The following is a 25,739-nucleotide window of genomic DNA, read 5'->3' as shown; positions in this document are numbered from 1 at the left end:
CGGCTTTGCCGTGACACCTCTCCTGGTGACACCTCTCCCCCACTGCGTGGGGGCGAGGAACCCAAGCTGGAATGCCCTACCTTACTCTCACCCACTTCTGCTCGGCAAACGACTTGGCCATCGCGTGCACTGTCCGCTCGATCTCCAGCCCGTCGTCGAAGTCGATGACGCGCGCGGGCTGGCCGGCGATGCGGGCGAGAAGTTCGCGGCACTCGATGGTCTTGAGATCGTTGAAGCCGAGGCCGTGGCCGGGCGCGGGGATGAACTTGCCGTAGGGCTCGTGCGCGGGGGCCGCCAGGATGGTGCGGTAGCCCTGCTCGGTCGCACGGTCGGAGGTGACGTAAAGCTGGATCTCGTTGAAGCGCTCCTGGTCGAAGACGATCGAGCCCTTGGAGCCGAAGATCTGCACCTGGATGCGGCCCTTGCGGCCCCAGGCCGAGCGGTTGACCAGAAGCGTGCCCGACACGCCGTTCTCCAGATGGATCAGGCTCGAGGCGATGTCGTAGGTCTCGACCGCGCGGCGACCCCCTCCCGCCACCTGCCGGTCCGGATAGGGTTTTGCCATGTCACACATGACGCTTCCGACACGGCCGAACAGCGCCGAAATCAGCGACAGCGGATGGACGGCGAAATCGTCGAGCGCGCCGTAGCCTGAGGTTGCCTCGTGCTTCCAGAAGAAAGGGGCGTCGGGATCGGCCATGAAGTCCTCGTCCATCTCGACACGGAGATGGTTGACGTCGCCGATGATCTTTTCGTCGAGCAGCTGGCGGATGTGGCGGATGGCCGGGCTCTGGATGTAGTTGTAGCCGAGTACGGCAACCTTGCCGGACTTGCGCGCGGCGGCAGCCATGGCTTCGGCCTCGGCAAGCGTCGGCGCCATCGGCTTTTCACACCACAGGTGCTTGCCGGCTTGAAGGATGGCGATGGCCATTTCGGGATGGAACTGGTTGGGCGTGGTCAGCGAGACGACATCGACCTCGGGATCGGCGATCACGGCGCGCCAGTCGCCGGAGGATTTCTCGAAACCGAGCTCGGAGGCGCGTTGGGCGGCGAGGTCGGCATTGGCCTCGCCGAGATGGACGAGCCTTGGCTTTTCCACGTCGCCGAACACCGTGCGCACCGAATTCCAGGCCAGCGCATGGCACTTGCCCATGAAGCCGGTTCCGATAAGACCAACACCTGTCACTTCACGCTCTCCCGGTTTATAGAATGAGGTCATTGCCCGCGACGGATTGAATAGTCGAATTTTGGCTAAAATGGAACATACGGTTCATTTTATTTGGACAGCCCGTGGTCCCGGCGTTATGGTGGAATAGGCGGAGGCGGAATGGACGATATGGCAGAGACGATTTCGGAGGCGCTGCCGCGCGATTTCGAAGCGCTGAGGGCGCTGATCCTCGACCGCCGCCAGAGCCTGCCGAAGCGCATCGCGCAGGTGGCTGCCTATGCGCTCGACAATCCCGACGAGATCGCCTTCGGCACCGCCGCCAGCATCGCCACATCGGCCGGCGTGCAGCCCTCGACGCTGATCCGTTTCGCCCAGCATCTCGGCTATGACGGCTTCACCTCCCTGCAGCAGGTCTTCCGCGAAAGGCTGCGCGAGCGCACGACCTCCTATGAAGAGCGGCTGACGGTGGTGCGCGGCGACGCAGACGAAGGCACCTCGAACCGCCGCATCGTCGATGGCTTCCTGGCCGCCGCCAGCAAGTCGCTCGACGTCATGTCGCGCAACCTCGACGACGACACGCTTGACCGCGCCATCGACATCCTCAACGGCGCCGAGACGATCTACATCCTGGCGCGCCGGCGCTCCTATCCTGTCGCGAGCTACATCGCCTATGCGCTCGGCAAGCTCGGCGTGCGCAGCCAGCTGATCGAGTCCGCCTCGGGATTGAGCCCTGAAATCATCTCGTTTGCCTCGTCCAGGGATGCCGTAATCGCCATCAGCTTCTCGCCCTATGCCTCGGCGACCGTCGAGGAGGCACGCATTCTGTCGGCCAACAATGTGCCGGTCATCGCCATCACCGACAGCGCGTTTTCGCCGCTGGCGCAGTTCGCCAAGGTATGGTTCGAGGTCGCCGAGGCCGATTTCGGCGGCTTCCGCTCGCTGGCCGCGACCATGGCGCTGGCGATGGGGCTGACTGTTGGCGTCGCCGAGCTGAGGCGCGGCCGAAAAGGCAAGAAATCGGCCAATTCCAAGGGCTGAGCGGCCCTTGTACTGCGCGGAGCGCATGGCAGCCGCCCGCAAACGGCATGCCAGGGCGCCCCGAAGGTGGAAAATAGTTGACGCAGGGGCGATAGTGGCTCAATCCCAAGCTTAGCCATCTATCGTATGAGAGAGCCCATGCCTATTTATCGTTCGCGCACCACCACACACGGCCGCAACATGGCTGGCGCGCGTGGCCTATGGCGCGCCACCGGCATGAAGGACACCGATTTCGGCAAGCCGATCATCGCCGTGGTCAACTCCTTCACCCAGTTCGTGCCGGGACACGTCCACCTAAAGGATCTCGGCCAGCTCGTCGCCCGCGAGATCGAGGCGGCCGGCGGCGTGGCCAAGGAGTTCAACACCATCGCCGTCGACGACGGCATCGCCATGGGCCATGACGGCATGCTGTATTCGCTGCCGAGCCGCGAGATCATTGCCGACAGCGTCGAATACATGGTCAACGCGCATTGCGCCGACGCCATGGTCTGCATCTCCAATTGCGACAAGATCACGCCCGGCATGCTGATGGCCGCGATGCGCCTCAACATCCCGGCGGTGTTCGTCTCCGGCGGCCCGATGGAAGCCGGCAAGGTGGTGCTCGGCGGCAAGAACGTCGCGCTCGACCTGGTCGACGCCATGGTCGCCGCCGCCGACGACAAGGTTTCGGACGAGGACGTCAAGATCATCGAGCGCTCGGCCTGCCCGACCTGCGGCTCGTGCTCGGGCATGTTCACGGCCAATTCGATGAACTGCCTGACCGAAGCGCTCGGCCTGTCGCTGCCCGGCAATGGCTCGACGCTGGCAACGCATGCCGACCGCAAGCGCCTGTTCGTGGAGGCGGGACACCTCATTGTCGACCTCGCACAGCGCTATTACGAGCAGGACGACGAAAGCGTGCTGCCGCGCAACATTGCCTCCAAGGGCGCGTTCGAAAACGCCATGGCGCTCGACATCGCCATGGGCGGGTCGACCAACACCGTGCTGCACATCCTGGCCACGGCGCATGAAGGCGAGATCGACTTCGACCAGGACGACATCGACGCGCTGTCGCGCAAGGTGCCGGTGCTGTGCAAGGTCGCGCCGGCCAAGGCCGACGTGCACATGGAAGACGTCCATCGCGCCGGCGGCATTTTTGCCATCCTCGGCCAGCTCGACAAAGCCGGCCTGCTCAACCGCGACCTGCCGACGGTGCATACGGCGACGATCGGCGAAGCCATCGATCATTGGGACACCTCGCGGACCAAGAGCCAGGCAGTGCGCGACTTCTACCTCGCCGCCCCCGGCGGCGTTCCGACCCAGACGGCCTTCAGCCAGGACCGGCGCTGGGACGATCTCGACCTCGACCGTGAAAAGGGCGTCATCCGCTCAGCCGAACATGCCTTCTCCAAGGACGGCGGCCTTGCCATCCTCAAGGGCAACATCGCGCGCGACGGCTGCGTGGTGAAGACCGCCGGCGTCGACGAGTCGATCCTGAAATTCTCGGGTCCGGCTCGGGTGTTCGAGAGCCAGGACGCCTCGGTCAAGGCGATCCTCAGCAATGAGGTTGTGGCCGGCGACGTGGTGGTGATCCGCTACGAGGGCCCGAAGGGCGGCCCCGGCATGCAGGAAATGCTCTACCCGACCAGCTACCTCAAGTCGAAGGGCCTGGGCAAAGCCTGCGCGCTGCTGACCGACGGGCGCTTCTCCGGCGGCACGTCGGGCTTGTCGATCGGCCACGTTTCGCCCGAGGCGGCGAATGGCGGCACGATCGGGCTGGTGCGCGAGGGCGACATCATCGACATCGACATCCCCAACCGCACCATCAGCCTGCGCGTCGACGAAGCGACACTCGCCACCCGCCGCGCCGAGCAGGATGCCAAGGGCTGGAAGCCGGTGGAAGTGCGCAAACGCAAGGTGACCAAGGCGCTGAAGGCCTATGCCGCCTTCGCCACCTCGGCCGACCGCGGCGCAGTGCGCGACCTCGGCGAGTTCGAGTAAGCCTCTTCGATACGAATTCAAAGGGCCCGCAATGCGGGCCCTTTTTCGTTGGCAGACGTTCCTCAATCCAGGATGGTCGCCAGACTACAGCGCCCCGGCCATGGCGGCGTTGATCCAGCTCCACTCCTCGCTGATCTTGTCGGGCTGGCGTTCGCCGCGCAGGATGCGAAGCAGTTCGTAGTAGCGCGCCGACCGCGAGTGGTACTTGCGGTACTGGTCGTTGTGCCATTCCACGAACGCCTTGTCGGGCGCCTTGTTCATCGCCTTGGCCGAGTTCTCCAGCCATTCACGGGCGATCGCCTTGCCGGTTTCCGATTCCGGCACAGCCCCCTCGTCGATGGCTTGCCTGACACGGGCGAAGGTGGCGTTGGAGGCCTCGGCATAGGCGGCGGGGTCGAATTCGCCGTTCCACATCGACGACATGCTCTTGCGCAATTCGGCGACATACTCCTTGTCCGAAACGAACGCCATGATCTCGGTCCAGGCGTCGACCTGCTCGGGTGTCGGGTCATCGGGCAGATCGGGCGTCGAGGCATCGATCATCTGCTTCTTCCATTCCGGCGACATCTTCGCGTCGGAGGCGACGTCGTCGAAGAAACGCTCGATGGCGGCGCGGAACTCGCTCTGGGAAAGTTTGGTCACGGTCCATATTCTCCTTAGGTCGTCTGTTGTCGGGTCGGGAACCCGGATGGCCGCCCTGAGGGCGGCCGCGACACGGCGCTTGGACTTGATTTCCGCCTCGAGCGCCTTGAGCCTGAGCTCCAGCACGGCCGAGATGGCGAGGCGGTTCGACAGGATCTTGCCTATCTCGGTGAGGCTCACGCCTGCATCGCGCAGAGCGAGGATGAGCCCGAGGCGTTCAAGGTCGGCTGCCGAATACATGCGGTAGCCGCTCGCAGCCCTTGTCGTCGGCGGCAACAGCCCCTTGTCGGAATAGAAACGGAGCTTGCGCACCGAGATGCCACTCAGCTTTGAGACTTCGCCAATGCTGTAGATCTTGTCGTCCATGATCGCCCTTGTAGGTGCTCCACCAAGTGGAGAGTCAACAACGTCAGGTGAGGAAAGATATTGCCTTGGGGTGGAACTATTGAACCGCCCCGGGAATTTCCTTCTCAAGGTTTGCTCCGAAACGAAATCCGTTACCTTTGTTCATGGCAGCTGCCTCCGGTAAATGCGGCGATACCGGCTGATGCGGCCGAAGAACAACCGGACGGCAGGTGCCTGCCCGCCTGACATGGGATATGCTCAATGAGCTTGCTTGACGTGGGAGACGCTGCCATGAGCCGTTTGAACCCGCCTTTCAGGTCCGTGCTCGACTTGATCGGCGAAACGCCTGTTGTCGAGCTGACGCAATTCGACACCGGGCCGTGCCGGCTGTTCATCAAGCTCGAAAGCCAAAACCCCGGCGGCTCGATCAAGGACCGCATCGCGCTGTCGATGATCGCGGCGGCTGAGCGCGAGGGCAAGCTCAAGCGCGGCGGCACTATCGTCGAGGCGACCGCCGGCAACACCGGCCTGGGGCTGGCGCAGGTCGGCATCCCCAAGGGTTATCGCATCATCCTGGTGGTGCCCGACAAGATGAGCCGCGAGAAGATCCAGCACCTGCGCGCGCTCGGCGCGGAAGTCCGGCTGACGCGCTCCGACGTCGGCAAGGGCCATGCCGAATACTACCAGGACATGGCCGAGAAGATCGCCGCCGAGATTCCCGGCTCGTTCTACGTCAACCAGTTCGCCAACCCGGCCAACCCCGAGGCACATGAGACGACGACCGGCCCGGAAATCTGGGAGCAGCTCGATGGCGACGTCGACGCTGTCGTCGTGGGCGTCGGCTCGGGCGGTACGCTGACCGGGCTCGGGCGCTTCTTCGCCAAGGTCTCGCCCAAGACCGAGATGGTGCTGGCCGACCCACTGGGCTCGGTTCTGGCGCCGCTGGTCAAGACCGGCAAGCTGGAGGAAGCCGGCAGCTGGACCGTCGAAGGCATCGGCGAGGATTTCGTGCCGCCGAACTGCGACCTGTCGCTGGTCAGACGCGCCTACACGGTCAACGACAAGGCGAGCATGCTGGCGGTGCGCGACCTGCTCGCAAAGGAGGGCATCCTCGCCGGCTCGTCGTCGGGCACGCTTTTGTCGGCCGCACTGCGCTATTGCCGCGAGCAGAAGACGCCGAAACGGGTGGTTACCTTCGTTTGCGACAGTGGCAACAAGTATCTCTCCAAGGTGTTCGACGATTTCTGGCTCGCCGAACAGGGGCTGGACGAACGCGAGGCGCATGGCGACCTGAGCGACCTGGTGGCACGCTCGCATCGCGAGGGCGGGACGGTGTTCGTCGGACCCGGCGACAGCCTGCTGACCGCCTATGGCCGGATGCGGCGTGGAGACGTGTCGCAGTTGCCGGTGCTCGAAGAGGGCAAGCTTGTCGGCATCGTCGACGAGAGCGACATCCTCGCCGTGGTCGAAGGACCTTATGACAGCCGCTGGAACCGCTTCAATGCACCGGTCGCAACCGCGATGAGCAAGGACCTGCACACGCTGCAGGCCGACCAGACGCTCGATGCGTTGTTGCCGATCTTCGACCGCAACGAGGTGGCGATCATCTTCGACGGCGAAGAATTCATCGGGCTGATCACCCGCGTCGACCTCATCAACCATCTCAGGCGGGCAAAATGACCACTGTGAAGAACCGGCTGGCATTCTCGACACGCACCATCCATGGCGGCCAGAGCCATGACCCGACGACGGGCGCCGTGATGGTGCCGATCTATGCCACCTCGACCTACGGCCAGCAGAGCCCCGGCGTGCACAAGGGCTTTGAATACGCCCGCAGCCAGAACCCGACACGCTTTGCCTTCGAGCGCGCCATTGCCGACCTTGAAAGCGGCAGCGCCGGCTTCGCCTTCGCCTCGGGCCTGGCGGCGATCGCCACGGTGTTCGAACTGCTCGACAGCGGCGCGCATATCGTTGCCACCGACGACATCTATGGCGGCACGTTCAGGCTGCTGGAGCGGGTACGCAAGCGCTCGGCCGGGCTGCAGGTCAGCTTCGTCGACTTCACCGACCTCGCCGCCGTCGAGGCTGCGATCCGGCCGGAAACCAAGATGCTGTGGGTCGAAACGCCGACCAACCCGCTGCTGCGCGTCGTCGACCTCGAAGGCGTGGCGGCACTCGCCAAGCGCAAGGGCGTGCTGTCGGTCGCCGACAACACCTTCTGCAGCCCCTATCTGCAGCGGCCGCTGGAACTCGGCATCGACATCGTCGTGCACTCGACGACGAAGTACCTCAACGGCCATTCCGACATGGTCGGCGGCTGCGTCGTCGTGGGCGACAACAAGGAGCTGCGCGACCAGCTGAAATTCCTGCAGAATGCCATCGGTGCGATCTCCGGGCCGTTCGACAGTTTCCTCGCGCTGCGCGGCATCAAGACACTGGCGCTGCGCATGGAGCGCCATTCGCAGAACGGAGCGAAGATCGCGCGCTGGCTGGAGGCGCGCAAGGATGTGCGCCGGGTGATCTATCCCGGGCTGGAGAGCCACCCGCAGCATGCCATCGCCAAGGCGCAGATGTATCATTTTGGCGGCATGATATCAGTCGACCTCGACCGCGATCTCGCAGGCACCAAGCGCTTCCTCGAACGCACGCAGCTGTTCACGCTGGCAGAGAGCCTGGGCGGCGTCGAGAGCCTGATCGAGCACCCGGCGCTGATGACGCACGGCTCGATCCCGGCGGAAAAGCGCGCCGAGATCGGCATCTCGGATTCGCTGGTCAGGCTATCGGCAGGCATCGAGGACGGGGACGATTTGATCGCCGACCTGGAGCAGGCGCTGGCGGGGTGATTTTTCCCCATTCTCATCTAGAAGGCTTGCGCTCGCCCCTCACCCTTACCCTCTCCCCGTAAAGAACGGGGAGAGGGGGACGTCGACGTGGAGCCTCAGTCCCTCTCCACATCAGAAGCGCCTCAGTCCCTCTCCACATCAGAAGCAATGTTGCTGTGCTCACCCGCCCCGTCACCGCAAGGGCGCAGGCGTTGCGGTCAGCCTCCTTCTCCCCGTCCTCACGGGGAGAAGGTCCCGGCAGGGGGACGAGGGGCAGCGCTACGGCTGGTGCCCTAGCGCCGCTTCACGCGCTCTCGAACCCCACCAAAAACTTGCTCAGCAGCGTGTCGAGCGCCGCCCGCTCTTCTTTGGTCAGCATCGAGACGATCCTCGTCTGCGTCGCGACATGGTCGGTGACGGCGGCGTCGATGGTGGCGAACCCCTTGTCGGTCAGGGAGACGATGAAGCTGCGGCGGTCGTCGGGGTTGAGCCGGCGCTCGACGAGGCCTGCCTTTTCGAGCTGGTCGACGCGGTTGGTCATGGTGCCCGAGGTGATCATCATCGTCGCCGAGAGGTCGCCGGGGGACAGCGCATAAGGCGGCCCCGAGCGGCGCAGCGTCGCCAGCACATCGAAACTGGCGAAGTTCAGCCCATGCGCGGCGAAGGTCTTTTCCATCTCGCGGCCGAGATGCTGCGACACCCTGTTGGCGCGGCCGATCAGGCCCATCGGCGCGACGTCGAGGTCGGGCCGTTCGCGGTTCCATTGGGCAAGAATGTCGTCAACCTGATCCATGCCGCACCATTCCGAAGATTTCTCTTGACGTCAAGAGAATACGGATTATCTTGAAGTCAAGATACTCGACGTAAAGAGAGATGCAGCCATGACGACGCGCAACACCGACCTGCTTCTGACGGCAATCGCCCCCGCGATCTGGGGCAGCACCTATATCGTGACGACCCAGTTCCTGCCCGCCGGCTACCCGCTGACGGTCGCCATGCTGCGGGCGCTTCCCGCCGGCCTGCTGCTTCTGCTGCTCGTCCGCCAGCTGCCGCAGGGCATCTGGTGGGCCCGCGTTCTGGTGCTCGGCGCGCTCAACTTCTCGATCTTCTGGTGGCTGCTGTTCGTCGCCGCCTATCGCCTGCCGGGCGGCGTGGCGGCAACTGTCGGCGCGATCCAGCCGCTGATCGTCATCCTGCTCGCCCGTGGCCTGCTCGGCGCGCCAATCCGCCCGCTTTCGATCATAGCCGCCATCGCTGGCATGGCCGGCGTGGCGCTGCTGATCCTGACGCCGAATGCCGCGCTCGATCCGATCGGCATCGCCGCAGGTCTCGCCGGCGCCGTCTCGATGGCGGCAGGCACGGTGCTCAGCCGCCGCTGGCAGCCGCCGGTCACGCCGCTGACCTTCACCGCCTGGCAGCTGACCGCAGGCGGCCTGCTGCTCCTGCCGGTGGCGCTTTTGCAGGAACCCTCCCTGCCCGCGCTGACGACGGCGAACCTGCTCGGCCTCGCCTGGCTCGGCCTGATCGGTGCCGCGCTGACCTACATCCTGTGGTTCCGTGGCATCGCCCGGCTGGAGCCGTCCGTGGTGTCGCCGCTCGGCTTCCTCAGCCCGATGACCGCCGTGATCCTCGGCTGGTCGGTGCTGGGTCAATCGCTCAGCGTGACGCAGATCTTCGGCATGGTCGTGGTACTCGGCAGCGTCTGGCTTAGCCAGCGTGCCCAGCAGGCCAAGCTGGCTCCAGCCAAGCTCGCCACCGCCTGAACAAGCGCGCCGCCTGCGGGCGGCGCTCCTCCAGACAACCCTAAACCTGTTTCACTTCCGGCCGCGGCCGGCAGAAGGAGATTCCCATGTCCAAGATCCTGGTTCTCTACTACTCCGCTTACGGCCACATCGGCGCCATGGCCGAGGCCATTGCCGAAGGTGCGCGCGAGGCCGGCGCCACCGTCACGCTCCGCCGCGTTCCCGAACTGATGGACGAAGCGACGATGCTCAAGGCGGGTATCCGGCGCGACGAGACGCCGGTCGCAACGCCCAGGGAACTCGCCGACTACGACGCCATCGTCTTCGGCACGCCGACACGCTTCGGCAACATGGCATCGCAGATGAAGAACTTCATCGACCAGCTTGGCGGGCTTTGGACCCAGAATGCACTGGTCGGCAAGGTGGCGAGCGTGTTCACCTCGAGCGAGAGCCAGCATGGCGGCCAGGAGCACACGATCCTGTCGATGCACGCGATACTGATGCATCTCGGCATGGTAACTGTCGGCCTGCCCTACACGTTCCGGGGCCAGACACGCATGGACGAGATCACAGGCGGTTCGCCTTATGGCGCAACGACGCTCGCCATCAACGCCGACGGCAGCTCCCGGGCTCCCAGCGCCAACGAACTCGCCGGCGCGCGCCACCAGGGCCGCTATGTCGCCGAGATCGCCGGGCCGCTGGCCGAGCGGCGGCAGGAGCTGTCTCGCCAACCACAGGAACTTGCCGCATAAGTTTGGCCAACTCCTCTACCAGGGCATGGTAGCGATCAGCGGGCTTCTTGCAACGCTGCCGACAGTGCCGGCGATCTCCGACTAGGCCGGCACTGGCTGTGGCGCTCTCAGCGGACGCGGCTTGAGATGGCCCAAAAGCGCATCGAGGAAGACCCGCGTCTTGCGCGGCATCAATTGCCTGCTCGGAAAGACGGCGCGCACCATGGCCGGGGCAAGACTCCATGCCGGCAGGATGCGGACGAGTTCGCCGCTTGCCAGATAAGGCCGCGCGAAAAGATCGGGCATCGCCGTTATGCCGGCGCCCGAACGCGCCAGGCGGAACAGCAGCTCGTAAGAGTTCGCGCAGACCCGTCGCCCCGACATGTCGGCGGGAACCAACTGGGCGTCCTTGTTCAGAACCCAGTTGACCGGAACGCCGTCGGCGAGCAACACCAAGATGTCATGCTGTGCGAGGGCCTCGGGCGTATCGGGCTGGCCGGCGCGGTCACTGTACTGCGGCGAGGCATAGAGACCGATACCGAGGTCGACCAGATGCCGGGTGGTCAACCGCAGGTCCTGCGCTTCCCCGCCGATCCGTATGGCGAGATCGAAACCGTCGGCGATGACGTCGACATAACGAGGCGACAGATCCAGTTCGAGCTGGATTTCGCTGTATGCCTTGCTGAATTCAGCCAGCATGGGCGCGAGCGAGATTGCGGCGAGGTCGCCGGGGACGGAGACACGCAGCCGTCCCGAAGGGGTCACCTGCCGGTGTTCGGCGACCGCCATGACGGCATCCACCTCGTGAATGATCTGTTCGGCGGGGATGAGAATGCGCTGGCCCATCTCGGTCAGGAAATTGCGCCGCGTGCTGCGCTGGAGCAGACGCTCCCCCAACTGGGCTTCGAGGACGGTGATACGCCGGGACACTGTCGACTTCGGCAGGCCAAGCCGTTCAGCCGCGGCGCTGAAGCTTCCCGTTTCCGCAACGCGCGCAAAGATCATCAGGTCGAATGGATCGGGCGTTGTCGGCATGGCGGGGCCTTGATTGGTTCAAGTATGAAACAATCAAACCCATTCCCGCCAATAGCGCAACGACGAGATTGCCGATTAGCTCACCGCTTGAACTTCATTGCTCAGCGGGTGCAGACGACGTGACTGTTTCAGCCAACAACCTCATCGCCAAGGCTGTCGTCTGGGAAAGTGCAGTGGGCTGGACTCCCGAATGTCTCGATGAAGGACCCGATATGCTGGTCCGCTATCGCGACGCGGGATTCTCCTTTCTCTCGCTCACCATCGGCGCCGACTGGGACCGGCCGGAGCCGACGTTCCGGCACCTGTCGCAACAAAGGCGTTGGTTCGAGCAACGCGCCCACGATTACCAGCTCATCGAAACCGTGGCCGACATCCGCGCGGCCAAGCAGTCGGGCAAGATGGCGATCGGCCTGCATCTGCAAGGTGCCGGCCCGGCGGCTCACGAGCCCGCGATGATCGACAGCTGGTACCGGCTCGGAATCCGCTGGATGATCGTGGCCTACAACACCCGCAACCCGCTTGGCGACGGCTGCCACGAGCCCTCGGATGCCGGGCTTTCCATGCTTGGGCGTGCCTTCGTGGCGGAGGCCAACCGGGTCGGCATGATGCTCGACGCGAGCCATGCCGGCATCAACACGTCGCTCGACATCATCGAGCTGTCGGAAAAGCCGGTGGTGTTTTCGCATTCCAGCGTGCGCGCGCTGAAGAACCACGAGCGCAACATCGACGACGTCCAGATCAAGGCACTCGCCCGGCGCGGCGGCGTGGTCGGCATCAACTCCATCGGCGCCTTCCTGACCGATGACAACCGTTCCGACGTTCCGGCGCTGATGCGCCATATCGACTACGTCGCCCAGCTCGTCGGGCCCGAACATGTCGGCCTCGGCCTCGACACCGTTTTCTACCAGCCCTTCATGACCAAGCTCTACGACTCCGGTCCGATGATGGCGTTGCGCGGCTATCCGCGGCCGCCCTGGGCCGACGTCAAACCCGAAGTCCTGCCCGAACTGGTCGAAGCGCTGGAACGCCATGGCTATTCGGAGACGGCGATACTTGGCGTGCTGGGCGAGAATTTCCTGCGGGTCGCCGAACAGAACTGGCGTCCCTCCATCGTGTAATCCCAACCTTAGGAGCGTGTCGTGAAATTGATGAAGTGGCTGCTCGCTGCAGCCTTGCTCACCGCCGCGAATGGCGTGGCCCTGGCTGACCCGAAACTGGTCGAAATCGCCAGCTTCGGTGAACACCCGGCGCTCAACCAGGTCGCCGAAGGCTTCAAGGCCCGGATGAGCGAACTGGGTTACGTCGAAGGCAAGGACGTCACCTACGGCTTCCAGCACGCCAATTTCGACCGCAGCCTCGTCCCCCAGATCCTGCAGCAGGTGGAAGCCAAGCATCCGGCGCTGATCCTCGCCATCACCACCGGCCTCAACCAGGCGGCGGTGCGCGGCATTACCGACAAGTCGATCCCGGTCGTGTTCGGCGCGGTCGTCGACCCGGTCGTGGCGGGCATCGTGCCGGATTGGCAGCACGGTTCGGCCTGGAGCACCGGCGCGTCGATGCTGCCAGATTTCGACGCTTCCTTCGACTACCTCAAGAAGGTGTTGCCCGAGGTCAAGAAGGTCGGAACCCTGTTCAATCCGGGCGAAGACAACGACACCTCCAACATGGAACTGATCCACAAGGCCGCCGCCAAGGCCGGAATCGAGGTCGTCGGCGTGCCGGTCGACAATCCCAACGACCTGCCCCAGCGTGTCCAGACCTTCGCCGGACAGGTCGACGCCATCTTCCTCATCCAGTCCAACGTGGTGCAGACCTCGGTGCCGGTCGTCGCCCAGGTGGCGCAGCGGATCAAGCTGCCGCTGTTCAACTCGGTCTACGCCCCCGACCTCAAGGACCAACTCGCCGGATTCCACGCCATCTCCTATCGCAAGAATGGCGAGCATGCGGCCGATATCGCCGACCGGATCCTCAAGGGCGAGAAGCCGGCCGACATCGCGCCCTATGTTCCCAAGGGCGAAGACTTCGACGCCTATGTCAGCCCCAAGGGCCTCGCAGCCGTCGGCCTGACGGTTCCGGAAGCTCTCAAGGACAGCCCATGGCTGCTCAAGTGACAGCTTTGGGCATGCCCCTGCTCGTCTGCGCGGACTTGCGCAAAACCTTCAACGCCGGCCTTGCCGGGGCGCGGCCGGCGTTGAACGGGGTGGACCTTGCGCTCAATCGCGGCGACTTCGTCGTGATCATCGGCTCGAACGGCGCCGGCAAGTCGACGCTGCTCAACACCATCGCGGGTGCGATCGAGCCGGATGGCGGCTCGATCTCCCTGGACGGCCAGGACATCACCCGCCTTGCGGCACATCGCCGGGCGGGGATGATCTCGCGCGTGTTCCAGGACCCGATGATTGGCACCGCGGCGGCCATGACCATCGAGGAAAACCTGGCCCTGGCCGAGCAGCGCGGGCAACGCAGGGGCTTTGCGCGCCATCTCGACGGCGCCAAGCGCGACCGTTACCGGGCGCTGCTCGCCGGGCTGGCGCTCGGCATGGAAGACCGGCTGTCGACGCCGGTAGCCCAGCTCTCCGGCGGGCAACGCCAGGCGCTGTCGCTGATCATGGCGTCGTTGTCGCGACCCTCGCTGCTGTTGCTCGACGAGCATACGGCAGCATTGGACCCGCGCACCGCCGACCTGATCATGGCAACGACCTTGCGGATCGTCGCCGAGCAGTCGCTGACCACGCTGATGGTCACCCACAACATGCGCCAGGCGATCGAGACCGGTAACCGGCTGGTCATGATGGACGCCGGCCGCATCCGCGACGACATCGGCGGCACCGAGAAGGCAAGGCTCACACCCGCCGATCTCGTCGAGAAGTTCAGAATCGAAAACGACCGCATGCTGCTCGGGACCTGACCAATGGACGTGATCCACGCCTATCTCAATCTCGTGCCGGTGACGCTGTCGCAAAGCCTCATCTATTCGTTCCTGGTGCTCGGCATCATGATCCCGTTTAGGTTGCTGAGCTTTCCGGACCTGACCAGCGAAGGTGCGTTCCCGCTCGGCGGCTGCGTCTGCGCCACGCTTTTGCTGGCGGGATACCCGCCGCTGTTCGCAACCGTTGTCGCGATGCTCGCCGGTGTCGGGGCCGGCGCGGCGACCGCGCTGGTGCACCTGCGTTTTCGCATCAATTCGCTGCTGGCCGGCATCCTGGTCTTCACCGCGCTCTACAGCGTGAACATGCGCGTTCTTGGCCGCTCGAACATCGCCTTGTTCAACACCGACAACATCTTCATGCAGATCAACCCGGCCATCCTCACCGACGTCCGGCTGCAGGTCGCCACATTCGCCGTGCTGATCGTCGTGGCCCTGGTCGCATTGCGCTGGTATCTGGCCACGCAAGCGGGAGCGGCGCTGCGCGTCATCGGCATCAATCCGGAGCTGGCGCCATCGCTCGGCATCAGCATCTGGACATACACGATCGTCGGATTGGGTGTCGCCTCGGGCCTGACCGCGCTTGGCGGCGCGCTCATCGTGCAATTGCAGGGCTATGCCGATGTCGGTATGGGCACCGGCATCCTGATCAATGGCCTCGCCTCGCTGGTCATCGGCGAAACGATCACCGGACGGCAGACCGTGACCCGGCAATTGCTGGCGCCGGTCGTCGGTGCGGTGGTCTACTATCAGCTCGTGTCGCTGGCACTGTCGCTCGGGCTGCAGCCAAGCGACCTCAAGGTGGTGACGGCCGGCTTCGTGCTGGTGACGCTGGGACTTCCCATGCTGCGCGGGCGCAGCACCATGCGCGAAACCATGCGGGCATAGGCGTTGGGCAGCCCTCGGCCGACCGCTACTCGCGGCCGGCCCAGGGCACCAGCCTGCGCTCCAGCCGGCGCAGGCCGAATTCGAGCACGAAGGCAACCGCGGCGATGACGAAGATGCCCATCACGACGACGTCGGTGACGAGGAACTGCGCCGCCGACTGGATCATGAAGCCGAGGCCGCGCGTCGCCGCCACCAACTCGGCGGCGACCAGCGTGGTCCAGCCGGCGCCGAGCGCGATGCGCAGGCCGGTGAGGATCGACGGCAGGGCGCTGGGCAGCACCACGAAGCGGATGACCTGCCGGCGCGTCGCGCCAAGCGAGCGGGCGGCGCTGAGGCGATCCTGCTGGACGTTGCGGACGCCAGACGCCGTCGACAGCGCGATCGGCGCCACCATGGCAATCGCGATGACCAGTACCTTGGCCTGTTCGCCGATGCCGAACCAGATGATGACCAAAGGCAGATAAGCGAGCGGCGGAATTGGCCGGAGGAACTCGAGCACGGGATCGAAGATGCCGCGGCCGATGCGGCTCGTGCCGATGGCAAGGCCGACCGGAATGCCGACCAGCGTTGCCGCCACGAGCGCGGCGAAGACGCGTCCGAGTGAGGCCAGCAAATGCTGGAGAAGCGTCGCGTCGACGAAGCCCTGGCTCATAACCTTCCAGAACTTGGCGAGTACGTCCTGCGGCGGCGGCAGGAACAGCGGTGCGACCAGCCCGAGCCTGGTGACAACGGTCCAGGCGAGCAGTGCAACCAGGATCGTGATGGCGCTGATGGCGCGCGACGACAGCTCGCGGCGCGGTGTTTCGCGACGCGGCAGCCGCGCTGTCGACCGCTCGGGTTCGGCAAGGTCACGAAGGCCGCGTTCGGCGTGGAGAAGGGTCATGCCGGCTCTCCCTCAAAGATCGCGTCGGCCAGTTCAGCCCGGGCGGCGGCAAAGGCTCGATCGGCCTTGATCGAGCGGACGGGCTCGCCGGCGGCATAACGCCGGCTGAAGCCTGCCTCAAACGTGTGGGCGATGCGGCCGGGATCGGGCGCCATGACGACGACGCGCGTGCCGAGCAAAAGCGCTTCCTCGATGCCATGGGTGACCATCAGCACACCGAGATTGCCCGGCGCCCAGATATCGAGCAGCAGGGTCTGCATGCGCTCGCGGGTCAGCGCATCGAGCGCGCCGAGCGGCTCGTCCATCAGCAGGAAGTCGGGTTCGGCGGCGAGCGCGCGGGCGAGGCCGACACGCTGGCGCATGCCGCCCGACATCTCCCACACCGGCTTGTCGCCGAGGCCTTCGAGCCGGACGCGCTTGAGCAGTTCGTTGGCGAGGACGTGGCGCTGCCTTTCGCCGATGCCGCGCAGTCTCAACGCGAAGGCGACGTTGTCGCGGGCCGAGAACCACGGAAACAGCGCGTCGCTCTGGAAGACGACGGCGCGGTCGGCGCCCGGCCCCTCGATCAGCCGGCCGTCGACCGAAACCTCGCCGCGCTCGGGCAGGACCAGCCCGGCAGCGACGTTGAGCAAGGTCGACTTGCCGCAGCCGGAGCGGCCGGTGAGCACGACGAACTCGCCATGAGCCACAGACAGCGAAGCGCCTTCGACGGCGGGTCGCGGCTGTCCGGTGTAGCGCACGGCGATGTTGCTGAGCAAAAGCGTCGACATGGAATGATCTCCTGGAAAAAGGGATGCCCCGGCCGGGAGGAGCCGGCCGGGGCTTCATGCCCGCGCGGGAGGTCGCGGGTCGCTTGCGCCTCAGTTGGAGGCGAGCGCCTCGGTGACGTATTTCGACGTCACATATTTCGAATAGTCCGGCTGGACGGCGTCGATCTTGCCCTGCTCCTTGAGGAAGGCCGAGGTCGCGGCCACCGCCTTGACGGTGTCTCCGCCGAGGAACTTGGCTGACGCCTGATCTTCCAGCGTCGGGAAGACATAGCCCTTGAGCAGCGCCGGCACGTCCTCGACCTTGGCGCCGGTGAGGCGGGCGATCTTGTCGGCCTGCGGCGAGCCCTTGCCCCAGGCTTCCGGCTTGGCGAGGAACTCGGCATAGGCAGCGCCCGTGACCTTGACGAAGTCGCGCACGGCGGCCGGGTTCTTCGCGGCGAAGTCGGTACGGACGATCCAGGCGTCGAAGGTCGGCGCGCCCCATTCGGCGACCTTGGCCGAGTCGAGCACGACCTTGCCGGAGGTCTTGATCTGGCCAAGTGCTGGATCCCAGACATAGGCCGCGTCGATGTCGCCGCGCTGCCAGGCAGCCGCGATCTCCGGGGGGCGCAGATTGAGGATCTCGACCGACTTGGGATCGACGCCATTGTGCTTGAGGGCCGCGAGCAAGCTGTAATGGGTAGTCGAAACGAAGGGCACGGCGACCTTTTTGCCGGCGAGGTCGGCCGCTTTCTCGATGCCGGCACCATTGCGGGCGACGAGCGCTTCGGATTCGCCGATCAGGCCGACGACGAAGATGGTTTCGATCGGCAGTTCGCGGCTGGCGGCCGCTGCCAGCGGGCTCGACCCGACATAACCGATGTCGACGGCACCGGAGGCGATGGCTGCGATGACGTCGGCGCCGGAATCGAACTTGCGCCAGTCGATGCTGGCCTTGGTGGCAGCCTCATAGGCACCGTCGGCTTGCGGCACCTTCGAAGGCTCGACAACCGTCTGGTAGCCGATGGTGATCTTGAGGTCCTCGGCCTGGACCGCACCGACTGAAGGCGCAAGCGACAGGGCGGCAACGGTGGCGAGCAAGGCACGGCGCGTGAAGACTGACATGGGCTTCCCCCTTGGGGTTGAATGACGATGCCCATTCAGAATGTTTAATTCTACAAACTCTGTAGAGTTAATTTATTCCGGCAAACCTGTTCGTCGGAGAAATGTCCTGCCCGATTTCGCCCGCAACAAGGGCCGGACCGTTCGCCACGTGAACAAACGGTCACGGCAGCGAACCTGGCGATGGGTCAGACCCTGATGCCGATCTCGTCGGCCGCGGCGACAAAAGCCCGCTTGGCCGCCTCGCGCGTGCGGGTACCGGCAAGCGCCGCAGAGACGGTTTCCACCGCCTCGCGGTAGAGCGGGCCGCTGCGCTTGGCGTGCGGCCAGTCGACAAGCGCTTCATAGGCGCCCTTGACTGTCGTCACCTCGCGCTGGGTGCTTTCCGAACCGATGCGAACCGTAACGGGGTTGTCGAAGAGCAAGCGATCCATGGCGTCCTCCGCGATTGATGCGTCCAACAACGCTTGGGAATAGCTCAGGTTCCCTGAGCGTAGGCCTCCGTGCAACCTTCCTAGAACGCCAGGCTGCAGACGCTGCGCTGCCAAGAATCGACTAGGCGTTGCCGGATCGCAATCTCCGTCGTAGCGTGGGGGCGAAGCGATTTGGGGGATGTCATGTATTCCACGAACCCGATCACGGCTGGCATGCCAGACAGATCACCGGCACACGCCCGTTTCAATCCCGCCCGCTTTGTTCTCGCCCTTGGCCTGCTGTGGCCCGTTGCCGCCTGCCAGAAGCAGGAGGCGGCGCAGCGGCAGCCCATCATGGTTCGTTCCGTCGAGGTGAAACTGTCCGAATTCGCGCCCGCCACGTCGCTGACCGGCGTCATAGCCGCGCGCACCCTGAACAATTTGTCGTTCCAGGTCGGCGGCCGGGTCGCCGAACGCAGCGTCGACATCGGCCAGCGCGTGACAAAGGGCGAGGTGCTGGCCCGGCTCGATCCGCAGGAGCAGCAGTCGGACGTCAGGGCAGCGCAGGCAAGCCTTTATGCCGCCCAGGCGCAGCAAAGACAGGCATCGGCAGCCTTCGACCGCCAGAAGACGCTGCTCGCCCAGGGTTTTACGACGCGCCGCGACTATGACCTTGCCGACCAGGCGCAACGCGTCGCCCAAAGCGGTGTGGAATCAGCGCAGAGCCAGCTCGCCAATGCCCAGGACCGGCTGACCTACACCGATCTCAAGGCCAGCGCCGACGGGGTGGTGACGGCGCGAGCCATCGAGGTCGGCCAGGTGGTGCAGGCGGCACAGACAGTCTTCACCGTTGCCGAGGATGGCGACCGCGACGCCGTGTTCAACGTCGACGAGGCCCTGGTGGCGCGGAACCCGGTAGCACCGACGGTGAAGATCGCGCTGATCTCCGACCCCAGGATCAAGGCGGCAGGCCAGGTTCGCGAGGTCTCGCCGGCGGTCGACCCCGCCTCGGGATCGATCCGCGTCAGGGTGGCAGTGCCGGATACACCAGTGGAAATGCCGCTGGGGGCGGCAATCACCGGCACCATCGTGTCGAAGCCGGAACCGGCCATCGTGCTGCCGTGGCAGGCCCTGATGTCGGACGCTGGCAAGCCGGCGGTATGGACAATCGACCCGGCGACGAAGGCTGTGGCCATGGTGCCGATCGAAGTACAGGCTTTCGCTTCGGGCGTGGTGGTGGTCGCCAAGGGGCTCGAGGTCGGACAGGCGGTCGTTGCCCAGGGCGGGCAACTGTTGAGCCCCGGCCAGGTGGTGGAGGTTGCGCCATGAAACCGTTTGCGCCTCTTGCCATGATGGCCGGGCTGGCCTTGGCCGGCTGCAGCGAGGAAAAACAGGCACCAGAGGAGGTTATCCGGCCGGTGCTGTCGACGGTCGTCGAGCCGCGCGGGCAGACCGCGCAAGGTTTTGCCGGCACGATCCAGCCTGAATTCTCCGCCGATCTCGCCTTTCGCCTGCTCGGACGGCTGGTGGCGCGCGACGTCGGCGTCGGCGACGTGGTGACCAAGGGCACCACGCTTGCCGCGATCGATCCACTGGCGCTCGAGCTTGCATCGCAAGCGGCGCGCGCCGACCTGTCGACCGCCGAGGCGCAGTTCGCCAACGCCGCCGCAAGCGAAGAACGGCAGCGCACCTTGCTCTCCGAATCCAACACCTCGCAGGCGGTCTACGATTCCGCCAAGCAATCTCTGGATTCCGCGGCAGCCAACGTCGAACGGGCGCGCGCGGCACTGGCCAAGTCGGAAGAGCAGCTCGGCTATGCCAGGCTGTTTTCCGATTTCGACGGCATCGTCACGGCCACCGGCGCGGAGGTCGGCCAGACGGTCTCGCCGGGGCAGATGGTGGTGACGGTGGCACGCTCGGATGCGCGCGAGGCCGTCGTCGATGTGCCCGACCAGATGGCGATCGAGCTCAAGGACGGCGACGAGTTCGAGGTGGCGTTGCAGACGCTGCCGTCGCTGCGCACCAAGGGGCGTGTCCGCGAGATCGCGCCGCAGGCCGACGCGGCAACGCGCACGCGCCGGGTAAGGCTGGCCCTTGCAGAGCCGCCGACATCATTCCGGCTTGGTTCGACAGTGACGGCGACCAGGGTGTCGTCGGCGAGCGAGACCATCGACCTGCCACTATCGGCATTGCTGGAAAAGGACGGCAAGAGCTTCGTCTGGGTGGTCGATCCAACAGCGTCGACGGTCAGCATGCAGGGCGTGGAGGTGGAGGCAAAGGCTGGCGAAAGCTTCACCGTGGACGGTTTGAAGGCCGGGACACGGGTGGTGACAGCCGGAGTGCACAGTCTCGCCGAAGGCCAGAAGGTCAGAATACCAGAGGGGGCGTAGCGTGAAGGGTTTCAATCTTTCCGACTGGGCGCTGAACCACCGTTCGATGGTCTGGTACTTCATGCTGATCTTCACGGTCGCCGGCGTTTTCGCCTATCTCAATCTCGGCCGCGAGGAAGACCCGAGCTTCACCATCAAGACCATGCTGGTGCAGGCCAACTGGCCGGGCGCCTCGGTCGAGGAAACGACCCGGCAGGTGACCGACCGCATCGAAAAGAAGCTCGAGGAGCTGGAAAGCCTCGACTTCAGCCGCAGCGTGACCACTGCCGGCCAGACGATCATCTTCGTCAACCTCAAGCCGACGACCAAGGCGCGCGACGTGGCCCCGACCTGGGTGCAGGTCCGCAACATGGTCAACGACCTCAGGCCGAACTTCCCGCAAGGGGTGCAGGGGCCGTTCTTCAACGACCGCTTCGGCGACGTGTTCGGCAATGTCTATGCCTTCACCTCGGACGGGCTGTCGATGCGCCAGCTGCGCGACTATGTCGAGACGGTGCGTACCCGCATCCTGACCATTGCGAATGCCGGCAAGGTGGAACTGATCGGCGCGCAGGACGAGGTCATCTACCTTGAATTCTCGACCCGCCAGATCGCGGCCCTGGGCCTCAACCAGCAGGCCGTCGTCGCCTCCCTGCAGGCGCAGAACGCGATTGCGCCATCAGGCGTCATCCAGGCCGGACCGGAGCGCATCGCGGTGCGCGTCGGTGGCCAGTTCACCTCGGAAGAAAGCCTCAAGGCGATCAATCTCAGGGTCAACGACCGCTTCTTCCGGCTAAGCGATGTCGCCACCATCAGCCGTGGCTATGTCGATCCGCCGACATCGCTGTTTAGGGTCAATGGCGAGCCGGCGATCGGGCTGGCCATCGGCATGAAGCCGAACGCCAACCTGCTGGAATTCGGCGAGGCGCTGAAGGAACTGATGCACGAGGTGACCGGCGAGCTGCCGATCGGCGTCGGCGTGCACCAGGTCGCCGACCAGCCTGTCATCGTCGAGGAGGCGGTGTCGGGCTTCACACGCGCGCTGTTCGAGGCCGTCGCCATCGTGCTTGCCGTGTCCTTCATCAGCCTAGGCATGCGCGCCGGCTTCGTCGTTGCGCTGTCGATCCCGCTGGTGCTGGCGATCACCTTCCTGGTCATGGCCTATATGGGCATCTCGCTGCAGCGCATTTCACTCGGTGCCCTGATCATCGCGCTCGGGCTTCTGGTCGACGATGCGATGATTGCCGTCGAGATGATGGTGGCGCGCCTGGAGGTCGGCGATTCACTCAGAAGTGCCGCGACCTATGTCTACACTTCGACGGCGTTTCCGATGCTGACGGGAACGCTGGTGACGGTGGCTGGCTTCATTCCCATCGGGCTGAACAGCAGCCAGGCCGGCGAATACACCTACACGCTGTTCGTGGTCATCGCCGTTTCGCTCTTGCTGTCGTGGATCGTTGCGGTGCTGTTTGCACCGCTGCTCGGCGTGACGCTCTTGCCGGCGACGATGAAGAAGCACGACGAGCGGCCGGGCCGGTTCGCCGCGGGCTTCTCGCGCCTCCTCAACCTGGCGGTACGCCGCCACTGGCTCACCATCATCGCCACAGTCGTCTTGTTTGCGCTGTCGGTGTTTGGCCTGACCTTCGTGCAGCAGCAGTTCTTCCCGCCCTCCGACAGGCCCGAGCTGATCGTCGACTGGAACCTGCCGCAGAACAGCTCGATCGCCGAGACCCGCGCACAGATCGAGCGGTTCGAGGAGGTGGCGCTGAAGGGCAATGCCGATGTCGACCACTGGAGTTCCTATATCGGCCAGGGCGCGGTGCGTTTCGTTCTGGCCTACGACGTGCAGCCGGCCAACCCTTATTTCGGCCAGACCGTCATCGTGACCAAGGATCTCGAGGCGCGGCACCGGGTGCAGCCGGCGATCGAGAAGATCCTGCGCGAGCAATTTGTCGGCACCGACGCCTTCGTCAAGACGCTGGAGCTCGGCCCGCCTGTCGGCCGGCCCGTGCAGTATCGCGTCAGCGGCCCCGACGTGCAGACGGTGCGGTCGCTGTCGCAGCAGCTGGCAACCGAGATTTCGTCCAACCCGAAGCTGCAGGCGCCTGGCTTCGACTGGAACGAGCCGGAGCGGGTGCTCAAGGTCGATGTCTTGCAGGACAAGGCGCGCCAGCTCGGTATCACCTCCGAGGATATCGCCAGCGCGATGAACAGCGTCGTTGGCGGTGTGGCGATCACCCAGGTGCGCGACGCGACCTATCTGATCAATGTCGTGGTGCGGGCACAGGACGCCGAGCGCGGCTCGATCGAGACGCTGCGCAACCTGCAGATCCCGACCGGCAACGGCGAATCCATCCCGCTGGCGACGGTCGCCGACTTCCGCTACGAGATCGAACAGCCGACGATCTGGCGGCGCAGCCGGATGCCGACGATCACCGTCAAGGCAGGGCTGGTCGGCAGCGCACTGCCCGACACCGTGGTGGCGGAGCTCAAGCCGACCGTCGACGCCTTCGCCGCCAAGCTGCCGGCCGGCTACACCGTCGTTACCGGCGGTTCGGTCGAAGAAAGTGCCAACAGCCAGGGTCCGATCATCGCGGTGGTACCGCTGATGCTGTTCATCATGGCAACGGTGCTGATGATCCAGCTGCAGAGCTTCCAGCGGCTGTTCCTGGTCGTGGCTGTGGCGCCGTTGGGCCTGATCGGCGTGGTGGCAGCCCTGGTGCCGACCGGACAGCCGCTCGGCTTCGTGGCGCTGCTCGGCGTGTTGGCGCTGGTCGGCATCCTGATCCGCAACTCGGTGATCCTGATCGTGCAGATCGAGGAACTGATCGCCACGGGCACCGACAGATGGCATGCGGTCATCGAAGCCTCCGAGCACCGCATGCGGCCGATCGCGCTGACGGCCGCCGCCGCCAGCCTGGCGCTGATCCCGATCGCGCGCGAGGTATTCTGGGCGCCGATGGCCTATGCGATGATGGGCGGCATCCTGGCCGGCACGGCGATCACGCTGCTGTTTTTGCCAGCGCTCTACGTCGCATGGTTCAGGCTCAAGGAGCCTGATGAAAGCGGCAACGCCACGACCGAGGCGATGGAGCTGCCGGCGGCGTAGACGCGGCCGGCGGCGCAAGTACCGTTGCCGTGGCTCACCGCGGCGGCAACTGAGTGACGAAGCGCTTGATGAGAGCGGTGAGCTCCTCCGGCTTTTCGACGCAAGGGATATGGCCGGCGCCATCGATGATCTTGAAACGTGAGCCTGGGATGAGATCGGCCAGCGCGCGAACCAGCGCCGGCGGCGTCGAGCCGTCGTGGTCGCCGACGACGCAGAGCGTGGGCACAGCGATTGCCTTCGCCGCGTCGGTGTAATCGGCATCGCGCAAGGCGGCGCAGGTGCCTATGTAGCCGGCAACGGGCTGGCGCGTCAGCATGTTGCGGTAGCCGGTGAGGTCATCCTTGCGCTGCTCGTGGAACTCGGGCGTGAACCACAGCTTCAGCACGGTGTCGACGATGGAGGCGATGCCATTTTTCTCGACGGCGGCGATGCGCGTGTTCCAGCTGTCGTTGGTGCCGATCTTGTGGGCGGTATCGCAGAGCACAAGGGCGCGCACCAGGTCTGGCCGCCTGGCGTAGAGGCCCTGGGCGATCATCCCGCCGACCGAGAGGCCGCAGATGATGGCGTCCTTGACGTTGAGATGGTCGAGCAGGCCTTCGAGGTCGCCGATGTGGTCGGCCATCTGATACGGCGCGGTGCCGACATCGGAGAGCCCGTGCCCGCGCTTGTCATAGGTGACGATCGGAAAGTCGCCGGCAAGGCGCACGATGACGTCGCGCCAGATGCGGAAATCGGTGCCGAGCGAATTGACGAAGACGAAGACCGGCTTGTTGGCGGGCCCGCCGATCAGCTGGTGATGCAGCGTGATGCCGCCAATTTTGGTGAACTGCACTTGAAGTCTCCTCGTGGCGAGGTCATGGACATGGGAGCCTAGAAGTCGCCCGTCGGGCCGGCGCGGTCAAGCCGCGAGGCGGCTGAGAGCCGCGCCCCCTCGCAATGGCGAGATGCATTCGCTACATACGCTGTAAGCTTGAAATGAGGATGTGATGGCCGAAACCACCGAAGGGCGAAAGACGATCGTTTTGACCGGAGCCAGCCGCGGCATCGGCCATGCGACGGTGAAGCGCTTTTCGCGCGAGGGCTGGCGCGTCATCACCTGCTCGCGCCAGGCGTTCTCCGACGACTGCCCGTGGCCCGCAGGTCCCGATGATCACATCAAGGTCGACCTTGCCGACCAGGGCGATGTCGGCAGCGCCGTGTCCGAAATCCGCCAGCGGCTGGAAAAGGAAGGCGGCCTGCTGCATGCGCTGGTCAACAATGCCGGCATCTCGCCCAAGCACAAGGGCGGCGGCCGCATGAACTCGATCGACACGCCGATGCATGTCTGGCGCGACGTGTTCCAGGTCAATTTCCTGGCACCGATCATGCTGGCGCGCGGCCTGTTCAAGGAACTGGCGGCGGCCAAGGGCTCGGTGGTCAACGTCACTTCGATCGCCGGCACCCGTGTCCACCCCTTCGCCGGTACAGCCTATGCCACGTCGAAAGCGGCACTCGGCGCCCTGACGCGCGAGATGTCAGCCGATTTCGGCCCGCATGGCATCCGCGTCAACGCGATTGCACCCGGCGAGATCGACACCGCCATCCTGTCGCCCGGCACCGACAAGATCGTCGAGACGATCCCGCTGCGTCGCCTCGGCCTGACATCGGAAGTCGCCGACATCATCTATTTCCTGTGCTCCAGCCAGGCGTCGTACGTCACCGGCTCCGAAATCCACATCAATGGCGGCCAGCACGTTTGAGTGCTTTCTCCACCTTTCCCCATGGGGGAAGACATGAC

Annotated in this window: 23 protein-coding genes; 14 read left to right on the top strand and 9 right to left on the bottom strand. The window is 65.1% G+C overall.

The annotated features are described in order from the left end of the window. Positions 1 to 76 precede the first annotated feature (76 nt). Positions 77 to 1,219 (bottom strand): Gfo/Idh/MocA family protein, encoded by a 1,143-nt coding sequence (locus J1C56_RS30910; RefSeq protein ID WP_214393744.1) that lies wholly within the window; start codon positions 1,217 to 1,219, stop codon positions 77 to 79. Positions 1,220 to 1,327: 108 nt separating this feature from the next. Between J1C56_RS30910 and J1C56_RS30905 the strand changes: the two genes are divergently transcribed. Continuing rightward, positions 1,328 to 2,206, top strand: coding sequence for a MurR/RpiR family transcriptional regulator (locus J1C56_RS30905; RefSeq protein ID WP_214393743.1), 879 nt, complete (start codon positions 1,328 to 1,330; stop codon positions 2,204 to 2,206). 138 nt (positions 2,207 to 2,344) lie between these two features. Further along, a complete protein-coding gene (gene ilvD, locus J1C56_RS30900) occupies positions 2,345 to 4,186 on the top strand; it encodes a dihydroxy-acid dehydratase (protein WP_214393742.1) in 1,842 nt (613 codons plus the stop codon). A gap of 84 nt (positions 4,187 to 4,270) precedes the next feature. Here the strand turns inward: ilvD and J1C56_RS30895 are convergent, their stop codons facing one another. Next, positions 4,271 to 5,194: a MerR family transcriptional regulator gene (locus J1C56_RS30895; protein ID WP_214393741.1), complete on the bottom strand. Its 924-nt coding sequence runs from the start codon at positions 5,192 to 5,194 to the stop codon at positions 4,271 to 4,273. Between the two features lie 270 nt (positions 5,195 to 5,464). Here J1C56_RS30895 and J1C56_RS30890 point away from each other — a divergent pair, with 270 nt between their 5' ends. Both J1C56_RS30890 and J1C56_RS30885 read left to right on the top strand, forming a co-directional pair. Next, positions 5,465 to 6,853 (top strand): pyridoxal-phosphate dependent enzyme, encoded by a 1,389-nt coding sequence (locus J1C56_RS30890; protein ID WP_214393740.1) that lies wholly within the window; start codon positions 5,465 to 5,467, stop codon positions 6,851 to 6,853. Then, the gene (locus J1C56_RS30885; protein ID WP_214393739.1) at positions 6,850 to 8,016 is read left to right on the top strand and encodes a cystathionine gamma-synthase; all 1,167 of its coding nucleotides are present in this window, start codon (positions 6,850 to 6,852) and stop codon (positions 8,014 to 8,016) included. The genes J1C56_RS30890 and J1C56_RS30885 overlap by 4 nt, the downstream gene beginning before the upstream one ends. A 283-nt stretch (positions 8,017 to 8,299) precedes the next feature. On the opposite strand, the gene J1C56_RS30880 is transcribed toward J1C56_RS30885, so the two are convergent. Next, positions 8,300 to 8,788, bottom strand: coding sequence for a MarR family winged helix-turn-helix transcriptional regulator (locus tag J1C56_RS30880; protein WP_214393738.1), 489 nt, complete (start codon positions 8,786 to 8,788; stop codon positions 8,300 to 8,302). 88 nt (positions 8,789 to 8,876) lie between these two features. Here J1C56_RS30880 and J1C56_RS30875 point away from each other — a divergent pair, with 88 nt between their 5' ends. Beyond that, positions 8,877 to 9,758, top strand: a complete 882-nt coding sequence (locus J1C56_RS30875; RefSeq protein WP_214393737.1) for an EamA family transporter — start codon at positions 8,877 to 8,879, stop codon at positions 9,756 to 9,758. A gap of 86 nt (positions 9,759 to 9,844) precedes the next feature. Further along, positions 9,845 to 10,489 (top strand): NAD(P)H:quinone oxidoreductase, encoded by a 645-nt coding sequence (gene wrbA, locus J1C56_RS30870; protein WP_214393736.1) that lies wholly within the window; start codon positions 9,845 to 9,847, stop codon positions 10,487 to 10,489. Positions 10,490 to 10,570: 81 nt separating this feature from the next. On the opposite strand, the gene J1C56_RS30865 is transcribed toward wrbA, so the two are convergent. Continuing rightward, complete coding sequence (locus tag J1C56_RS30865; RefSeq protein WP_214393735.1) at positions 10,571 to 11,503, bottom strand: LysR family transcriptional regulator; 933 nt, start codon at positions 11,501 to 11,503, stop codon at positions 10,571 to 10,573. Between the two features lie 119 nt (positions 11,504 to 11,622). On the opposite strand from J1C56_RS30865, the gene J1C56_RS30860 reads away from it, so the two are divergent. The 4 genes from J1C56_RS30860 to J1C56_RS30845 are packed head-to-tail and all read left to right on the top strand — an operon-like array spanning position 11,623 to position 15,317. Beyond that, a complete protein-coding gene (locus tag J1C56_RS30860; protein WP_214393734.1) occupies positions 11,623 to 12,621 on the top strand; it encodes a dipeptidase in 999 nt (332 codons plus the stop codon). 30 nt (positions 12,622 to 12,651) lie between these two features. After that, the gene (locus J1C56_RS30855; RefSeq protein WP_246592207.1) at positions 12,652 to 13,614 is read left to right on the top strand and encodes an ABC transporter substrate-binding protein; all 963 of its coding nucleotides are present in this window, start codon (positions 12,652 to 12,654) and stop codon (positions 13,612 to 13,614) included. Continuing rightward, the gene (locus tag J1C56_RS30850; protein ID WP_476561161.1) at positions 13,599 to 14,411 is read left to right on the top strand and encodes an ABC transporter ATP-binding protein; all 813 of its coding nucleotides are present in this window, start codon (positions 13,599 to 13,601) and stop codon (positions 14,409 to 14,411) included. The genes J1C56_RS30855 and J1C56_RS30850 overlap by 16 nt, the downstream gene beginning before the upstream one ends. Before the next feature lie 3 nt (positions 14,412 to 14,414). Then, entirely contained in the window at positions 14,415 to 15,317 is a 903-nt protein-coding gene (locus J1C56_RS30845) for an ABC transporter permease (RefSeq protein ID WP_214393732.1), read from the top strand. A gap of 25 nt (positions 15,318 to 15,342) precedes the next feature. Here J1C56_RS30845 and tauC read toward each other — a convergent pair whose 3' ends face one another. From tauC to J1C56_RS30825, 4 genes are all read right to left on the bottom strand, one after another. Then, positions 15,343 to 16,200 carry a taurine ABC transporter permease TauC gene (gene tauC, locus J1C56_RS30840; protein ID WP_214393731.1) on the bottom strand — a complete coding sequence of 286 codons (858 nt, stop codon included), beginning with the start codon at positions 16,198 to 16,200 and terminating at the stop codon, positions 15,343 to 15,345. Continuing rightward, positions 16,197 to 16,970 carry a taurine ABC transporter ATP-binding protein gene (locus J1C56_RS30835; protein ID WP_214393730.1) on the bottom strand — a complete coding sequence of 258 codons (774 nt, stop codon included), beginning with the start codon at positions 16,968 to 16,970 and terminating at the stop codon, positions 16,197 to 16,199. The genes tauC and J1C56_RS30835 overlap by 4 nt, the downstream gene beginning before the upstream one ends. A gap of 90 nt (positions 16,971 to 17,060) precedes the next feature. Then, on the bottom strand, positions 17,061 to 18,074 hold the full coding sequence (tauA, locus tag J1C56_RS30830; RefSeq protein WP_214393729.1) for a taurine ABC transporter substrate-binding protein: 1,014 nt from the start codon (positions 18,072 to 18,074) through the stop codon (positions 17,061 to 17,063). Between the two features lie 185 nt (positions 18,075 to 18,259). Beyond that, on the bottom strand, positions 18,260 to 18,505 hold the full coding sequence (locus tag J1C56_RS30825) for a DUF982 domain-containing protein (protein ID WP_214393728.1): 246 nt from the start codon (positions 18,503 to 18,505) through the stop codon (positions 18,260 to 18,262). Positions 18,506 to 18,688: 183 nt separating this feature from the next. Here J1C56_RS30825 and J1C56_RS30820 point away from each other — a divergent pair, with 183 nt between their 5' ends. From J1C56_RS30820 to J1C56_RS30810, 3 genes are read left to right on the top strand one after another with little or no spacing between them, the layout of a single operon-like run. After that, positions 18,689 to 19,813 carry an efflux RND transporter periplasmic adaptor subunit gene (locus J1C56_RS30820; protein WP_214393727.1) on the top strand — a complete coding sequence of 375 codons (1,125 nt, stop codon included), beginning with the start codon at positions 18,689 to 18,691 and terminating at the stop codon, positions 19,811 to 19,813. Further along, positions 19,810 to 20,874: an efflux RND transporter periplasmic adaptor subunit gene (locus tag J1C56_RS30815; protein WP_214393726.1), complete on the top strand. Its 1,065-nt coding sequence runs from the start codon at positions 19,810 to 19,812 to the stop codon at positions 20,872 to 20,874. The genes J1C56_RS30820 and J1C56_RS30815 overlap by 4 nt, the downstream gene beginning before the upstream one ends. Position 20,875: 1 nt before the next feature. Further along, positions 20,876 to 23,962, top strand: coding sequence for an efflux RND transporter permease subunit (locus J1C56_RS30810; RefSeq protein WP_214393725.1), 3,087 nt, complete (start codon positions 20,876 to 20,878; stop codon positions 23,960 to 23,962). Positions 23,963 to 23,996: 34 nt separating this feature from the next. On the opposite strand, the gene pcaD is transcribed toward J1C56_RS30810, so the two are convergent. Continuing rightward, the gene (gene pcaD / locus J1C56_RS30805) at positions 23,997 to 24,794 is read right to left on the bottom strand and encodes a 3-oxoadipate enol-lactonase (RefSeq protein WP_214393724.1); all 798 of its coding nucleotides are present in this window, start codon (positions 24,792 to 24,794) and stop codon (positions 23,997 to 23,999) included. A 154-nt stretch (positions 24,795 to 24,948) separates the two neighbouring features. On the opposite strand from pcaD, the gene J1C56_RS30800 reads away from it, so the two are divergent. Continuing rightward, complete coding sequence (locus J1C56_RS30800; protein ID WP_214393723.1) at positions 24,949 to 25,701, top strand: SDR family NAD(P)-dependent oxidoreductase; 753 nt, start codon at positions 24,949 to 24,951, stop codon at positions 25,699 to 25,701. The last annotated feature ends 38 nt before the right edge of the window (positions 25,702 to 25,739 follow it).

The organism is Aminobacter anthyllidis (assembly GCF_018555685.1).
In the GTDB taxonomy this organism is placed as follows: Bacteria; Pseudomonadota; Alphaproteobacteria; order Rhizobiales; family Rhizobiaceae; genus Aminobacter; species Aminobacter anthyllidis.
The sequence above is the reverse complement of the archived record's forward strand: the minus strand, read 5'-3'. Positions and strand labels throughout refer to the sequence as shown.

Bases quoted from the DNA above. Each gene is read 5' to 3' on its own strand.
- J1C56_RS30910 (WP_214393744.1), bottom strand. From the start codon at position 1,219: ATGACCTCATTCTATAAACCGGGAGAGCGTGAAGTGACAGGTGTTGGT.
- J1C56_RS30905 (WP_214393743.1), top strand. From the start codon at position 1,328: ATGGACGATATGGCAGAGACGATTTCGGAGGCGCTGCCGCGCGATTTC.
- ilvD (WP_214393742.1), top strand. From the start codon at position 2,345: ATGCCTATTTATCGTTCGCGCACCACCACACACGGCCGCAACATGGCT.
- J1C56_RS30895 (WP_214393741.1), bottom strand. From the start codon at position 5,194: ATGGACGACAAGATCTACAGCATTGGCGAAGTCTCAAAGCTGAGTGGC.
- J1C56_RS30890 (WP_214393740.1), top strand. From the start codon at position 5,465: ATGAGCCGTTTGAACCCGCCTTTCAGGTCCGTGCTCGACTTGATCGGC.
- J1C56_RS30885 (WP_214393739.1), top strand. From the start codon at position 6,850: ATGACCACTGTGAAGAACCGGCTGGCATTCTCGACACGCACCATCCAT.
- J1C56_RS30880 (WP_214393738.1), bottom strand. From the start codon at position 8,788: ATGGATCAGGTTGACGACATTCTTGCCCAATGGAACCGCGAACGGCCC.
- J1C56_RS30875 (WP_214393737.1), top strand. From the start codon at position 8,877: ATGACGACGCGCAACACCGACCTGCTTCTGACGGCAATCGCCCCCGCG.
- wrbA (WP_214393736.1), top strand. From the start codon at position 9,845: ATGTCCAAGATCCTGGTTCTCTACTACTCCGCTTACGGCCACATCGGC.
- J1C56_RS30865 (WP_214393735.1), bottom strand. From the start codon at position 11,503: ATGCCGACAACGCCCGATCCATTCGACCTGATGATCTTTGCGCGCGTT.
- J1C56_RS30855 (WP_246592207.1), top strand. From the start codon at position 12,652: ATGAAGTGGCTGCTCGCTGCAGCCTTGCTCACCGCCGCGAATGGCGTG.
- J1C56_RS30850 (WP_476561161.1), top strand. From the start codon at position 13,599: ATGGCTGCTCAAGTGACAGCTTTGGGCATGCCCCTGCTCGTCTGCGCG.
- J1C56_RS30845 (WP_214393732.1), top strand. From the start codon at position 14,415: ATGGACGTGATCCACGCCTATCTCAATCTCGTGCCGGTGACGCTGTCG.
- tauC (WP_214393731.1), bottom strand. From the start codon at position 16,200: ATGACCCTTCTCCACGCCGAACGCGGCCTTCGTGACCTTGCCGAACCC.
- J1C56_RS30835 (WP_214393730.1), bottom strand. From the start codon at position 16,970: ATGTCGACGCTTTTGCTCAGCAACATCGCCGTGCGCTACACCGGACAG.
- tauA (WP_214393729.1), bottom strand. From the start codon at position 18,074: ATGTCAGTCTTCACGCGCCGTGCCTTGCTCGCCACCGTTGCCGCCCTG.
- J1C56_RS30825 (WP_214393728.1), bottom strand. From the start codon at position 18,505: ATGGATCGCTTGCTCTTCGACAACCCCGTTACGGTTCGCATCGGTTCG.
- J1C56_RS30820 (WP_214393727.1), top strand. From the start codon at position 18,689: ATGTATTCCACGAACCCGATCACGGCTGGCATGCCAGACAGATCACCG.
- J1C56_RS30815 (WP_214393726.1), top strand. From the start codon at position 19,810: ATGAAACCGTTTGCGCCTCTTGCCATGATGGCCGGGCTGGCCTTGGCC.
- J1C56_RS30800 (WP_214393723.1), top strand. From the start codon at position 24,949: ATGGCCGAAACCACCGAAGGGCGAAAGACGATCGTTTTGACCGGAGCC.